Below are 14,465 nucleotides of genomic sequence, written 5' to 3'. Positions count from 1 at the left end.
ATGAAGACCGTGCTGACCGCCCTCGCCGCTTTGCTCGTCAGCCTGCCGGCGCAGGCGGGCAGCTTTGCAGAGAACCCCATCGTCTACTTTGCCGTGACGGACCGTTTCGCCAACGGCAATCCCGGCAACGACCACAGTTACGGCCGCGCCGCCGACCCGCAAGGCGGCGACGTGGGCAGCTTTCACGGCGGCGACATCGCCGGCATCACGCAGCAGCTCAAAGCCGGCTATTTCAAGGAACTGGGCATCAACGCGCTGTGGATCACGGCGCCGTATGAACAGATCCACGGCTGGGTGGTGGGCGGCAAGCAGCAATTCCAGCACTATGCCTACCACGGCTACTGGGCGCTCGACTACACGACCATGGACGCCAACATGGGCACGCGCGACGAATTGCGCGAGATGATCGCCACGGCGCACGCGCAAGGCATCCGCGTGCTGTTCGACGTGGTGCTGAACCACCCCGGCTATGCGGACTTGCGCACCCTGGCCGAATACAAGGTGCCCGTGCTGTGGGCCGGCCATGACAAGGCCGCGCTGCGCGACTATCACAGCTTCATCGACTACAACAACTTCGAATTCAAGCAATGGTGGGGGCCGGACTGGGTACGCGCCGGCCTGCCCGGCTATTCCGATGGCGGCAAGGACGATTACACGATGCAGCTGGCCTACCTGCCCGACTTCCGCACGGAAAGCGGCAAGGCCGTGGGTTTGCCGCCGATTTTGCAGCGCAAGACGGACACGCGCGCCGTGGCCCTGCCCGGCACCACGGTGCGCGGTTATCTGGTGCACTGGCTGGCCGACTGGGTGCGCGAATTCGGCGTCGACGGTTTCAGGGCCGACACCGTCAAGCACGTGGAGCCGGCCAGCTGGCTGGCCATGCGCGCGGCCGCCACCGAGGCCCTGGCCGACTGGAAGACGCGCCATCCCGAACAGAAGATCGACGATGCGCCATTCTGGATGACGGGCGAAGCGTGGGGCCATGGCCCCGAGCGCAGCAGCTGGTTTGATGCCGGCTTCGACTCGATGATCAATTTCGACTTTCAACACCGCGCGGGCGGCGACTGGAAAAGCATCGACGGCGTGTATCGCCAGTACGCGGGCTTACTGGCGAAAGAGCCACGCCACGACATCCTGTCGTACATCTCCTCGCACGACACCAGCCTGTTCCCGCGCGATCAATTGAAGCACGGCTTGTCCGCCCTGCTGCTGGCGCCGGGCGGCGTGCAGCTGTTCTATGGCGATGAAAGCGCGCGCCAGCCTGGCACGGCGCCCATCGGCGACGAACAGCAGGCCACGCGGTCAAGCATGAACTGGGGCTCGCTCGATGCCGCCACCCTCGCGCATGCGCGCAAGCTGGGCCAGTTCCGCCTGCGCCACCCTGCCCTGGCGCGCGGTGAACACCGGTTCATCAACGACAAGCCGTACGCATTCGCCCGCGTGATGGATGGTGACGCCGTCATCGCCGTGCCCGAGGCGCAAGGCGCGCTCTCACTGAAGGTGCACGGCGTGTTCGCCGATGGCACCCTGCTGCGCGACGCCTACACCAATCAAACCTGTATCGTCAAAGATGGCACCGTCGCGGTACACGCGGCCGGCACCGTCCTGTTAGAAAAGGCTGCACCATGAGTACCTATGACATCCTGGTGGTCGGCGGCGCCGGCATCGACACGATCGTGCGCGTCCCCGACCTGCAATTGCCCGTGGCCGATTCGCTGCACGTGCCCCCCATCCGCGACTACGTGGCGCACACGGGCAATGGCGTGGCGCTCGGTTGCCACGCGCTGGGCCTGCGCTGCAAGTTCATCGATTTCATCGGCGACGATGCGCAAGGCGCGGCCATCCTGCAGCGTTACAAGGAAGCCAAACTCGATTTTTCGCACATCGTCGAACCGTCGGGCACGCGGCGCAGCGTCAACCTGGTCGACCCACAGGGGCGCAGACTGTCGCTGTACGACGGCCGCCACCCGGAAGACCTGCGCATGCCGGCCGCTTTCTATCTTCCCTACCTGGGACCGGCGCGCCACGCGCACTTTTCCATCATGGGCTGGGTGGCCGCACTGTTTGACGACGCGCAAGCGTGCGGCACGACGGTATCGACCGATCTGCACGACTGGGATGGCGTCAACCCGCACCACAAGGTCTTTGCCCTGCGCGCCGACCTGGTGTTTCTCAGCACGGCGGCGCTGGGCGAGCGTCGGGACGACGTCATGCGCGAAATTATTTGGCAAGGCCGCGCGCAGGCCGTGATCGCCATGGCCGGCGCGCACGGCGCCTACCTGCTGGAACGGGGCAGCGCGTCCGTGCGCCACACTCCGACGGCGGGATTGAAGCTGCCCGTGGTGGACACGAATGGCGCGGGCGACTCGTTCGTCGCCGCGTTTTTGCACGCCTGGCTGGCAGGATTGCCGCTCGACGAAGCCATGCGCCGCGGCGCCATCGGCGGCGCGTTTGCCTGCGCCCAGCATGGCACGCATGAACGGTTCATCGGCCAGGCAGAGCTGCAGCAATACGACGCTGTTTCCCAAGCAAACCCGCCTTGGTAAGCCTGGGGGGGACGTGAGCCGCCTAAGGGCGAGATTGCAAGTCACTCAATCGTCTTGACGTTTTTAGTGAACTCCGCACGAATGGAGCAAGATCTGTGCGACAGTTTATCTTTTGCCATGATTGTGTGAGTCTGTTCACGTATGAATGCAAAATCATAAGCCACGATGTGCAAGTTTACTTCCGCATTAGTATAGGTCGCATCGAATCGATCTTCCACTGGCTGCCTATAACTTCTGGTCCGTGAATCATTTTCCGGGGCGATAAAAGGAATATCACGTATCGATTTTGCGGCTCCAAATTTCCGGGTCAATTCCGCTCGTAGATGCTGAAAAGATGCGCATTTTGCAGTCGCCTCGACGTATGTCATATCCTCGCCATTAGTCGTTATTTTTTCTTCCCAATCATCGTCAGTGCCATGCAGCCGATAATTTCGCATCGTTGAACCTGAAAATCCATAAAGAAAATTAACTTGAGTCACCCCGTCATTTGAAAAAAATAAAGTTGCAACGCCTGGGAATTGGTCGAGAAATTTCGTTGATATGCTGGCGAATATCCCTGGGCCCCTTTGGCCAAAAGTTGCATTGGGGATTTTTTCTAGCACGTCCTTTCTCGTATCGCCAATCAGAATCGGCTTATCAAAATAATCAGTCAACGCAACTGTGGCTAGCCGGCGAACGGTCATTGGGGGCGTCGCCGTTTCGGTCGTAGCAGATATGGCGGGAGGCGTGTCCGATACTGGAGACTGCGATGGTGTCGGTGTAATTGCTTGCGCAACCGGCTGGGCCATGGACTCACTCGTAGCCGACGCCACGTCGCCCACGCTTGTGGGTGGGAGCATTTTCTGCGTCGCTGTTGGTGGCGCAGCAGGCGGTGCGGCGGGCGACAAATCTTTTGTTTTGAAAAACTGATGCCATGCAAAAAAAATCAATCCACCTGCAAAAATAATGGCAAGTAGCGGACGGCGCCGAAGGAGTGCTAAACCAGCTTCGAATTCGCGCTCGAAGCGCTCGGACCATGTTTCGTTAGGAACAGTCACATTTTCCTCCTGCCGTTGGGTCAGTTGATCAAGTAGTCTAGCACCTGCTGACGGCGGGTATGCGGCGCCGGCGCAATCTGATTGCGTGCTCCCAAAAAGGAGGGGATGGACGGCAAGCGTACTGCCATGGTTGTCTTGAAGTACGCGCAAAGCCACTGCCATCTGAAAGCGGCGCGACATGGCCAATTAGTCAAACGAAATTAATAACGTCGCTGCGCACTGCCGGCCGGTGTTGTGTTCGCCAGTGCAGCGTGTGGATACTGCAGCGTACCCAGGACGTTGACGCGCTTGCTGCGCGCGCAAAATTTGAGGAAGCAATTAGCTTATAACTTAATATTCTATCAAGCGTAGCAAGCAGTTAACGGGGGCATGGCACAATGGCTGCGAATTTCAAACGCTTCACCATCGCAGACCATTCGAACCGGAGACCACATGAGAATCGAAACCCTGGCCGTGCACGCCGGCTACACCCCCGACCCGACCACCAAGGCCGCCGCCGTCCCCATCTACCAGACGGTGGCCTACGCCTTCGACAATGCCCAGCATGGCGCCGACCTGTTCGACCTCAAGGTCGCCGGGAACATCTACACGCGCATCATGAATCCCACGCAGGACGTGCTGGAAAAGCGGGTCGCTGCACTGGAAGGCGGCGTGGCCGCGCTGGCCGTCGCTTCCGGCATGGCGGCGATCACCTACGCGATCCAGACCATCGCCGAAGCGGGCGACAATTTCATCTCCGCCAGCCAGCTGTACGGCGGCACCTACAACCTGTTTGCCCACACCCTGCCGCAGATCGGCATCGAAGTGCGCTTCGCCGACGCGCGCCAGCCCGAGACCTTCGCCGCCCTGATCGACGCGCGCACCAAGGCCATCTTCTGCGAATCGATCGGCAACCCGCTGGGCAACGTGACGGACGTGGCGAAACTGGCCGAAATCGCGCATGCGCACGGCATCCCGCTGATCGTCGATAACACCGTACCGAGCCCCTATCTGTTCCGCCCCATCGAGCATGGCGCCGACATCGTCGTCCATTCGCTGACCAAATACCTGGGCGGCCACGGCACCACCGTGGGCGGCGCCATCGTCGACAGCGGCAAATTTCCGTGGGCCGAACACAAGGAGCGTTTCAAGCGCCTGAACGAACCGGACGTTTCCTACCACGGCGTCGTCTACACGGAAGCGTTCGGCCCCGCCGCCTTCATCGGCCGCGCGCGCGTCGTCCCGCTGCGCAACATGGGCGCGGCCATTTCGCCGCTCTCCGCCTTCCAGCTGATCCAGGGCATCGAGACGCTGGCCCTGCGCATGGACCGCATCTGCGACAATACGCTGGCCCTGGCCAAGCACCTGAAGCAGCATCCGAAAGTCGCGTGGGTCAATTACGCGGGCCTGGAAGACCACCCGGACCACGCGCTGGTGAAAAAATACATGCACGGCCGCGCCTCGGGCATCCTGTCCTTCGGCCTGAAACTGGCGGCAAGCGAAGACCCGCGCGCTGCCGGCGCCCGCGTGCTCGACGCCCTGCAGCTGTTTACGCGCCTGGTCAACATCGGCGACGCCAAGTCGCTGGCCACCCACCCGGCATCGACCACGCACCGCCAGCTCAATCCCGAGGAACTGGCCAAGGCGGGCGTGTCCGAAGACATGCTGCGCCTGTCCGTGGGCATCGAGCATATCGACGACTTGCGCGAAGACCTGGAACAGGCCTTGAACGCGGCGTAAGACTTTTTTTCGCGCCGTTCCCAGGGGAGTTCATGCCATAATCGGCGGCATGTCTTCCCCTCCTATTCCCCCTGAACAGCGGGCGTCCGGGCTGTTCCGCGCCGAATACGCGCGCCGCATGAATGCCGTGCTCGACCATATCGACCGCCACCTGGACACGCCGCTGGACCTGGCCCAACTGGCCGATGTCGCGCATTTTTCGCGTTTCCACTTTCACCGCGTGTTCGCCGCCTGGATGGGTGAAACCTTGGGCGATTATGCGCGCCGCCGGCGCCTGGAATCGGCCGCCTTGCGGCTGGCCTGCCGTCCCGGCGAGTCGATACTCGACATCGCGCTGGCGACGGGCTTCGGTTCCGGCGAAGCGTTTGCGCGCGCCTTCAAGCTGAAATTCGGCTGCACGCCGACAGCCTGGCGCGCCGGCATTGCCGCGAAAAACGCCGCCATGCTCGCGGCCATGCGCCTGCGCCGGCAAGATAGCAATCCGGATCAGGCCATGCGCAATACCGATCAGGAATACGGGCCGAACTTCCCGCACCATGGGCACTCCAATCCACTTGATAGAGAGAGTCCCATGCAAGTCACCATCCTCGACCTGCCGCCCGTCACCGTCGCGTGCCAGCGCCATATCGGCCCCTACGGCCCCGCCATCAGCGCCTTCTGGCGCGACACCGTATCACCGTGGATGCAGTCGCACGGCCTGGGCGACGCCACCTGCTACGGCATCGGCCTTGACGATCCAAGCATCACGCCGCCGGAAAAATGCCGCTACGACGCCTGCGTCGCCGTGCCCGACGGCTTCCAGTCAGCCGGACGCGCCAGCCTCGCCACCCTGCCAGGCGGGCGTTACGCGGTGGCGCAATTCAAGGGACCGTCCAGCGCCATCCCCGACGCGTGGACGCGCATGGCGCGCGAATGGCTGCCGGCCAGCGGCCTGCAGTGGGACGAGCGCCCCTGCTTCGAGCGCTTTGCCGCCGCCACGGCGATGGACCCGGCCACCGGCGAATTCTCTTGCGAGATCTGCATCCCCGTGCGGCCGCTGTAACAATCTCGTCGGATTACGCGGCATGCGCCGCGAATCCGACCTACCCTGCGGTATCCGCGTGCGCCGCCGTAGCAACAGCGTAGGTCGGATTAGCGCAGCGTAATCCGACACCGCCGCGTACGCCACGCATCCGCCATTAAGATCCCGTCAGCACCTGCGCCACCTGCCTGACCCTGTCATCCACGGAACCTGACACATTGACATAGGCGATCCCCCGCCGCGCCAGCTCGGCCTGATACCACGCATGCTGGCGCGCGCGGAAATCCTCGTCGCGGCGGGTGCCGTCCTGGATGAAGGGGAAATCAGGGGCGCACAGCAGCATAAGGTCATAGCGGTGTTCGGCCAGCTGCGCCAGTTCCTGCTCGGCCTTGCCGAACATCTCGACGCAGTAAAAATACGTGGTCATGGGCGAGGTATCGCAAAACAGCCAGCGCCGCGCAGCCAACAGCGCCTGCGCTTCGCGGCGCAGCTGTTCCCGGCCGATCTTCAGCAAATCATCATAGGCCAGCACGCCGTCCTGGCTTTCCCACAGTTCGCGGCCGTATTCGGCCACCCAGGCCGTCTCGAAATGCCGCGCCAGCGCTTGCGTCAAAGTCGTCTTGCCGCTCGACTCGCCGCCGAGCACGCACACGCGCGTGACGAAATCGGCGCGCACAACGGGCGACAGGAAGGCGCTGCGCGCATGCGGGTCTTGCCGCACGAGGGTGCCGGACACGGGTACCAGGCTCCTCGCCTGGTCCACGCTCACGTGCGCCACCGGCCCGCTTGCATAATGCCGTTCCAGCACCCGCGCGAAGCCGGGACCATACTCTTCGCTGGTGAAGACGGCATCGACGGGCAAGTCCAGCACCGTCCAGCACAGCCAGCCCATGAAGTGGCGATGCAGCTCGCCATCGTCGTCGTTGTGCGGCAAGGTCCGCGCCGGCACGCCGCGCGCCGCGCACAGGGCGGCCAGGCGCGCATCGTCCAACACCACGATGTGCGCCCACGGGAACTGCGCGCGCAGCCAGGTTTCCCGGCGCACCGGTTCCAGGCCGGGAAATTCCGGCTTGGTATAGCTGACCACCAGCAGTTCCTCGCACCCGTCCATGGCGCGTTGTATCAACAGTTCATGGCCCAGGTGCAGCGGACAGAATTTGCCGACCACGAGGCCGCGTTTATGGAGCTTCATGCTGCCGCTTCCCGCAAATCCGAGGTGTATTGAATGATCTTGTCTTCCGCCAGCAAGGTCTCGACCGTGATGGCGCCGAAAAAAGGCGCGAGCAAGGCACGCGCACGGTCAGCCTGCGGCATGGCGTTCGGCGCCAGGCGCAGCGCGACGGCGCCGTCGCCATGCTGATGCACGCCGAACAGGGCGATGGCCAGCGGTTTCAGGGCATGCGTGATGTCGATATTGTTGATCCAGTCGCCGTTGACCGTCCTGTAGCGCAAGGGGCTGCGGCCAGCCAGGCCCATCAGCACGGGGCCATGCGGGCCATGCAGCAGCGACGCGTAATCGCCCGTGCGGTAGCGCACGAGGGGCAGGCAAAAGTTAAAACCGCCCGTCACGGTGATTTCGCCGCGCGCGCCATCGGGCACGGGCTGTCCCGCAGCATCGAGGATTTCCACGTACAAGCGGTGCTGCAGCAGCACATGGCCGCCCGCCCGCTCGTCGTAGACGGCCACGGGTCCCACTTCATTGAGCGAATAGATATCGAGCACGGGGCAGCCGAAACGCGCTTCCAGCCGCGCGCGCATGCCGGGCAACAACATCATCGAGACGGACAGCAGCGCGGCCGGCTTGTGCGTCATGGGCAAGGTCAGCAGCTCCGCAAACGAGATGGGGTCGCCCGCGATCAGCTCGGGCGCCATGGCATCGAGGTAGCGCGCGCGGTCTTCAGGCTGGTGCCAGTCATCCGGGTGCAGGTTGATCTTCGCCAGGCCCGATTCACCCATCGTGGGTGTGACGGAGACATAGGTGAAGCAGCGGCGCTGGTGCCCCAGCAGCATCACGCCCACCTGGCCCACGCCATGGCGCAGGGTCACGCCAAAGCGGCGCAGCGCGCGCTTGTGGAAGGCCAGATAGCGCCCCGCCACCAGCGGGTGCGAGGCGATCAGCAGCGGGTGGCCCGTGGTTCCCGTCGTCTGGAAGTTGATCATGCGCGCCAGGTCCGCATCGTCGGGCACGAAGGCGGCGATATCGTGCGCCAGTTCGGCTCGGCTGATGGGCGCGACGTCCGCAAGGCGCGCGGGGGGCGAGCCGCAGGCGCGGTAATGCGGCACCGTGGCGTAGGTCGCCCTGAGAAACTCCGCCAGCCAGGGTGGCGGCTCGGCGGCGCTCCAGCCGATCGCCGCCTGCATGACTTTCTGCTCGTAGGCGTGCAAGGCCGCCACTTCCTCGGCCAGCAGCTTGTTGCCGCTGCGGTTGCGGTAGCGGGGCGCGCAAGGATGGCTGCGCAGCTTTTCCAGCATGCGCGCGCCCGCCGGCGTCAGGGTGGGACAATAGTCGCGGTCCGATTCCCAGGCACCGCCCGGCAGGTTGACGTCAGGTTTACCAGCGAGCGTCATTCGCGCGACCACTTGTCGGCAGATTCCTCGGCCGCCTTCTTCGCCAGCGCCTCGCGGATTTCCCGCGCGCGCTGTTCGGCCAGCCGGCTCGCTTCGAGCAGGCGGCGGCGCTCCGTGCCGCTGATGGCGGACAATCTGTCCGTCGCCTGCGCCACGCTTTCATCGCGGGGCCGAAAGCCCAGGCGCGCCAGCACGATGCGCGCCAGTTCCTCGCGCCGCTCGGAGTCTTGCGTGAACTGGTGGGCCGGCGTACTGGCGGCCAGTTCGCGCGCCGCCTCGCCCAGCACCTGCAGCAGATCATGCTGCGGCAACCGCTGTGCGATGAACCACTCGTCAGCCAGCAGCCAGCACAGGATCATGGCCAGCGCCAGCCGGTTGCGGTCCGCCTTCACCTGCGCGCCGATAAAACCCTGCAGGGACGCGGCAGGCGCACGCGCGCCATGCAGCAGCACAATGTCGTTGACCAGCGCGGCCACCGCCACCGCCTGCGCATTGGCGACACCGGCGATACGGGGCTCGGCGAAGAATTCGACGGGCGTGTCGGCCAGGCGGTGGGTTAAGGTTTCGAGGTGGGGACCAGAGATATTCATGGGCCTTTTCTTATACAGTGATGTGCAAATTTAGCCCGAAAAGCAAAGGCTGGGGTCAGACCCGGCGGGTCTGACCCCGGATTTAAACATAGTGGCGCCGGCTGAACGCCCGCGCAAAGTCCAGCAAGTCCTCGTAGCGCTCGACGGCGTGGATATCCCAGCCCTGCTCGCGGCGCGCGCGTTTTAAATCGTCATAGGTCTGCTGCAGCCACTTGTGGCTCGCCGCGCCATCCCAGTCGCGCGCCAGGTTCAGGGCCATGGTGCCGCCCGCGCCGCCCTGGGCCAGCGCCTTGGCGGAAATATCCCAGCCGCTGTTGCCCAGTTCATCCTTGTCGAACATGGTGGTGATGCCATCGTCGGAAATCATCAGGATGTGCGCGGGCCGTTCGCGCTTGCCCGCATAGGTCTTGCGCAGACAGTGGATGGGGAAACAGGTGCCGCCGCCAAAAAACTCCGTCAGCACGCCCAGGATCAGGTCTTCATCGCGCACGAAGCCGGGCGTCTGCATCACCTCGTTCTTGCCGCTCCACAGGGTCACCTGCACTTTCGCGCCGGCGCGCAGGGCGGACAAGGCGATGACGGCGCCGGCCAGTGTCAAAAACGAGGTGTGCGCCTGCGGGTTCGGCATGGAGCCGGAACTGTCCACGTACATGTCCAGGTCGACGGGCACGGCGTCGATGGCGCGCGCCGGTTCGCGGCCATACACGCGGCGCACGGTCGTCACGCCGGGCACGGGGCGCGGCGACTGCATCACGGATTGCAGCCAGTCGATTTCCTCGAGCGGATCGCCGATTTCCCACGCTTCCAGCCCTTCCATCTGCGGCTCCTGCGACTCGGGCGCGGGGCGGCTGGGAAACGCTACCAGGTGCGGCAAGGCCCGCTCGCGGTAGTAGCGGATGGCGATTTCATGGTCGCTCAGGTCGATGCCCGAGGCCTTCAGAATGTCGCCCAGCTCGAACGGTTCGCGCAGCTGGCCGCCGCCCGGCCTGGCCGGCGCCTCGCCCTGCGGTTCCTCGCCATCGAGGCCCGAGATGCGCTTGTCGTGCACGGGGTGGATGGCGCCGCCCTCCTCGTCATCCTCGATCTGCTGCGCGCCATACGTCTGGCAGCCACGGGCCGCGTCGCGCGTGTCCTGCAGATAGCGGCTCGGGCCCAGGGCGTCCGTATCGTCGACCAGGTAGGGCAGCAGCAAGGTGGCGAAACGGCCCGCCGCCAGCATCCAGTCGTTCGCATACACGCGTATCAGGCGCGCGCCCAGCCAGGCGTCCGTGTCCAGGCGTTCGTCCGCCTCGTTCTCAGCCCCTGCTCCGCCCAGCTCTCCCTTTTCCAGCTGCCACAGGTTTTCATAGATGCGCATGTACAAGGTCCATACGCCGCCGCTGCCCTTGGCGCGCGCGTCCACCGTGCGCCCCTGCTGCAGCTTGCGGTAGATGTCGGCCATGCGCAGATTTGCCTGGCGCTGCAAGCGGTCGTTGATGAACAGGTCCGTGTACAGATTGGCCACCATGGGCGCGTGCTGCTCCAGTGTGGGCAAGGCGCGGCGCATGCGCGCCAGCAAACGGAACTGGTCGCCGGCGCTGCCCGGCGCGAGGATATGGTGGCCGATTTCATGGGCGAGGATTTCCAGCGCATAGTCGTCCAGCCCCAGTTCCGTCACCAGCGGCAAGTCCACCACCACGCTCTGGTCCAGCAAACGGATCATGGCGAAGCTGCCGGACAGGCCCTGCTTGCTGGCCTCGACGCGGCTGGCGCACAGGCTGGGGTCACGCAAGCGTGTAAATTTGCTCCACACGGCCAGGGCCTCGGGCCAGGCGGCGCGCCAGGCCTCGATCAGCGCCGTGTCGGTGATCTTCTTCATGCGAGTGGCAGCAGGCGGATCGCGTGCGTCCATGGCGACGTGACGGCGACCGTATGCGCATTGGCGGCGATGGCGATGTCGCCGGCCGGCACATCGAGTTCGATGCGGCGCGCGCCGATCTGCAGGGTCGTCCCATCGAGCCGCACGGACGCCGGCATGCTTGTTTGCGCCTGCTCGAACTCCTGCGCCGTGGCGCTGTGCAGCACGGCGCCAAAGGCGTCGGCCACCAGCAGGTAATGGCGCTCGCCGCTGCGCACGATAAAACCATCCGCCGCAGCGCGCACTTGCGGCGGCGCGCCGAAGTCGCCACCGAGGCCTGTGAAGCTGCCGAACTCGCGGCCCTCCGCATTGCCGCGCCACGGATACTCCATCAGCTGCGCATGCACCTGCGGCCATGGCGCACCGGGTTCGCCAAAGGCGGCCAGCGCCAAGTCCGGCGGCAAGGTATCGGCGGCGGCCAGCGCGCCCTGGCGAAAATGCGCGACGCCCGCGCGCCACGCCAGCACCTGGCCCACGGCACGCAGCTGCGCCAGCGTGGCGACCTGCGGCGCCAGGGCGGCCAGCTCGCGCTGCCACTGCGCGGGACGCGCCCCCGCCACGGAGGCGATGTGGACGGCGGCGTTGCTGAGCATGCCCAGCACGTCGACCGGCGCCATCGCCAGCAGCGGCGCAAACTGCGGCGCCAGCTCGCGCCAGACGGTATTCAAGAACGGATTTTTCGCCGCCGGACCGGCCAGCCCATGGCCCACCAGTTCCAGGGCCATGTCGTAGGCGGCCAGGGTCACGCCGCCCGCCCGTTCAGGCGCGGCGGCGACCACGGCGACTATCAGCGGATCGACGCCGTCGAGCAAGAAGGCGCCGAAGGCGGCCATGTCGAGCGAGGGAAAGCGCCGGCGTGCTTCCGCCGCGCGCGCATTGAACTGGGCGCGGCCGCTGGCAAGTAGCGAGGCAAAGGCAGGAGAGATCATCGCGGCCCCTCAGTCGCTGTGCGAAAAGTGCAGCAGATAGCGTTCATCGCCCAGTTCGAACGCGATCTCGTCCCAGTGGATGGCGTACCAGAAACCGGCGGGCGGCGTCATCGTCACGGCATACGTGGAAAAACCGCCCAGCGCCTCGTCGAGCGATGCGAGGAAGGCGGCCACCAGCTGCGCGCGGAAGCGTCCCGGTGGCGCCGCCTGCATGTGCCGCGACGAGAAAAACCAGCGCTGGCACACCTGCTCCAGCTGCGCGCGCCCGCACGGCGCCGCATTGATATGCCACAAGGGCGCAGGCAAGTGGCGTGCCGGTTCGATGACGTGCAAGGCATGGTCTTCCACGCGCAGGCCCAGCGCCGTGGCAAGATCGGGCGCGTCGGGCAGGCGTGATAATTCGTAGCTCGCGCACAGGTCGCTCGCTTCGCCATTGAGCATGGCCAGCGCTTCCAGGAAGCCTTGACAGTGCGGCACGCTCATTGCGAACGCAGCCAGCTGCGGTAGTTGGTATAGCGCTGATGCAGGTATTTGAGCTTCAGCAGGTCGTCGTACAGGGGGCCGTACAGCTTGCGCCCCTTCGTGCGTTCGCCGATCAGCTTTTCGATGCGGTTCAGGCGCGCCAGGGTCTCGCGCTCGCTGACGCCGTCGAGGCCCAGGTCGAATTCGGCCGACAGCACGCCCACCGGATCGTCGCGGTCCAGGTCCAGGCGGTTGAATTCATCGTTCGACAAATCGAACAGGCGGCGCAGCCAGCCCAGCCTGTCGCTGCGGTAGGCGGCGTTTTCGGGCAGCGCGAAAAACGGCGCGTCCGGGTCCGGCTGCAGCTTGTTATGCAGGACGAAGGGCAGCACCTGGCGCAAGTCTTCCAGCGCCACCTCGCCATTGCCGCGGAAATACGCCATGGCCTTGGCGTAGATCATGAGCGCCATCAGGGTGCGCACGGAGATGCCGTTCAAGGTCTGGCAACCGAGGTCCTTCAGGCGGTCGCGCCCATTGTCGGCAGCCTGCGCGGCGCCCCGGTCGGCGCCCGCCAAACGGGCCGTATCCTTGGTCATGTATTCGAACTGGCCGCCGGCCGTCTCGAACAGCTCGAACTGGCTGGCAAAAAATTCCAGGCGGCGGCGCACGGCGTCGGGTATGCCCACTTGGCGGATCGCCTCGCCGATCTGGTCGACCTCCCCTTCCGTGAAGATGATATCGGGCGGCACCAGCTCTTCGGGACGCACGTTTTCTTCCACGCGCAGCAGCAATTCGTTCAGGAAGCGCGGGTTGAAGGCCAGCGCCTGCACCGTCACGTCGACCCGGTCGCGCAGCGCCTCGATCACCTGGTACGTGCCGCCGCCCTGGTCGTCGTTGGCCGTCAGGTACCAGGCCGCTTCCGGGCACTCGTAAATATGGTTCAGCACTTCCGCGTAATTGTCGCCCATCACGGTGAGCAGCGCGCTTTGCGTGCGCGTGGGGATGCGGTTGTATTCATCGACGATCTTCACGCGCATGCCCAGCCAGGCGCGCCAGGCGATGCGGATATCGTCCATGCTTTGCGCATTCACCAGGTCGGCCGGTAAGGGATTGCCGAGCAAATCGGCCACCGTCATCTGCGGGTGGCCATGCTGCATCGCGCGTTTCACCTCCTTGACGGTGGAACCGGCCAGCACGCCCATCAGCAGGGCGCTGGCCGTCTTGCCCCGCCCCGGCCCGCCCACAAACAGGCATTTGCGGCGCGTGGCGAACGTCAGCAGGGGCAGCAAAATAAAACTCGAATAGCTTTGCGCCGACGGCAAATTCAATGTACGGCGGCTGTCGCCCACGGAATACGTCTGCGACGGGCCGTCGTTGTACTCGATGTCGTAGTGGGGGCTGATGATGGCATGGTTGACGATCCAGAAATACGCCTGGCGCAGCTTTTCATCGAAAGGCCGCGCTTGCGCCTCGCCTTCCGCTCCCAGCGCGATGGGGCCCTGGTACAGGTCCGCCACATCGAACTGCCGCACGGCGGGCGCGGCCTTGGGCTTGGTGGGGGCTTGCGACAAGCGCTGGAACAAATTGAATGCAGACATAGAAATCATCAAAAAGGCATCGAATCAACCCCTAAAGCCAAGGACCGGGGTCGGACCCTCAGGGTCCGACCCCAGCATTTCGCTGGGGTTACGGAAAT

At 64.8% G+C, this 14,465-nt stretch carries 12 protein-coding genes; 4 read left to right on the top strand and 8 right to left on the bottom strand.

Going from position 1 to position 14,465, the window contains the following annotated elements:
* Together AC1RBA_RS25230 and AC1RBA_RS25225 are read left to right on the top strand one after the other, a co-directional pair.
* Entirely contained in the window at positions 1 to 1,629 is a 1,629-nt protein-coding gene (locus AC1RBA_RS25230) for an alpha-amylase family glycosyl hydrolase (RefSeq protein WP_492420092.1), read from the top strand.
* Positions 1,626 to 2,546 carry a carbohydrate kinase family protein gene (locus AC1RBA_RS25225; RefSeq protein ID WP_492420091.1) on the top strand — a complete coding sequence of 307 codons (921 nt, stop codon included), beginning with the start codon at positions 1,626 to 1,628 and terminating at the stop codon, positions 2,544 to 2,546. Before AC1RBA_RS25230 ends, AC1RBA_RS25225 begins: the two co-directional genes overlap by 4 nt.
* Positions 2,547 to 2,587: 41 nt before the next feature.
* Here AC1RBA_RS25225 and AC1RBA_RS25220 read toward each other — a convergent pair whose 3' ends face one another.
* A complete protein-coding gene (locus AC1RBA_RS25220; protein ID WP_139143027.1) occupies positions 2,588 to 3,763 on the bottom strand; it encodes a hypothetical protein in 1,176 nt (391 codons plus the stop codon).
* Between the two features lie 252 nt (positions 3,764 to 4,015).
* Here AC1RBA_RS25220 and AC1RBA_RS25215 point away from each other — a divergent pair, with 252 nt between their 5' ends.
* Together AC1RBA_RS25215 and AC1RBA_RS25210 are read left to right on the top strand one after the other, a co-directional pair.
* The gene (locus AC1RBA_RS25215; protein WP_121669077.1) at positions 4,016 to 5,302 is read left to right on the top strand and encodes an O-acetylhomoserine aminocarboxypropyltransferase/cysteine synthase family protein; all 1,287 of its coding nucleotides are present in this window, start codon (positions 4,016 to 4,018) and stop codon (positions 5,300 to 5,302) included.
* A gap of 49 nt (positions 5,303 to 5,351) precedes the next feature.
* Positions 5,352 to 6,344 carry an AraC family transcriptional regulator gene (locus AC1RBA_RS25210; RefSeq protein WP_205602341.1) on the top strand — a complete coding sequence of 331 codons (993 nt, stop codon included), beginning with the start codon at positions 5,352 to 5,354 and terminating at the stop codon, positions 6,342 to 6,344.
* A 136-nt stretch (positions 6,345 to 6,480) separates the two neighbouring features.
* Here AC1RBA_RS25210 and AC1RBA_RS25205 read toward each other — a convergent pair whose 3' ends face one another.
* The 7 genes from AC1RBA_RS25205 to AC1RBA_RS25175 form a co-directional block, all read right to left on the bottom strand.
* A complete protein-coding gene (locus AC1RBA_RS25205) occupies positions 6,481 to 7,515 on the bottom strand; it encodes an AAA family ATPase (RefSeq protein ID WP_492420090.1) in 1,035 nt (344 codons plus the stop codon).
* Entirely contained in the window at positions 7,512 to 8,891 is a 1,380-nt protein-coding gene (locus AC1RBA_RS25200; RefSeq protein ID WP_492420089.1) for an AMP-binding protein, read from the bottom strand. The genes AC1RBA_RS25205 and AC1RBA_RS25200 overlap by 4 nt, the downstream gene beginning before the upstream one ends.
* Positions 8,888 to 9,481 (bottom strand): hypothetical protein, encoded by a 594-nt coding sequence (locus tag AC1RBA_RS25195; protein ID WP_492420088.1) that lies wholly within the window; start codon positions 9,479 to 9,481, stop codon positions 8,888 to 8,890. The genes AC1RBA_RS25200 and AC1RBA_RS25195 overlap by 4 nt, the downstream gene beginning before the upstream one ends.
* Before the next feature lie 82 nt (positions 9,482 to 9,563).
* Entirely contained in the window at positions 9,564 to 11,339 is a 1,776-nt protein-coding gene (locus AC1RBA_RS25190; RefSeq protein WP_492420087.1) for a VWA domain-containing protein, read from the bottom strand.
* Positions 11,336 to 12,307, bottom strand: a complete 972-nt coding sequence (locus AC1RBA_RS25185; protein WP_492420086.1) for a hypothetical protein — start codon at positions 12,305 to 12,307, stop codon at positions 11,336 to 11,338. The genes AC1RBA_RS25190 and AC1RBA_RS25185 overlap by 4 nt, the downstream gene beginning before the upstream one ends.
* A 9-nt stretch (positions 12,308 to 12,316) precedes the next feature.
* The gene (locus tag AC1RBA_RS25180; RefSeq protein WP_492420085.1) at positions 12,317 to 12,784 is read right to left on the bottom strand and encodes a hypothetical protein; all 468 of its coding nucleotides are present in this window, start codon (positions 12,782 to 12,784) and stop codon (positions 12,317 to 12,319) included.
* Positions 12,785 to 12,786: 2 nt separating this feature from the next.
* Positions 12,787 to 14,367, bottom strand: a complete 1,581-nt coding sequence (locus tag AC1RBA_RS25175) for an AAA family ATPase (RefSeq protein ID WP_409026692.1) — start codon at positions 14,365 to 14,367, stop codon at positions 12,787 to 12,789.
* Positions 14,368 to 14,465 lie beyond the last annotated feature (98 nt).

This window comes from Janthinobacterium sp. GW823-FHT03B06, from assembly GCF_058796955.1.
The sequence above is the reverse complement of the archived record's forward strand: the minus strand, read 5'-3'. Positions and strand labels throughout refer to the sequence as shown.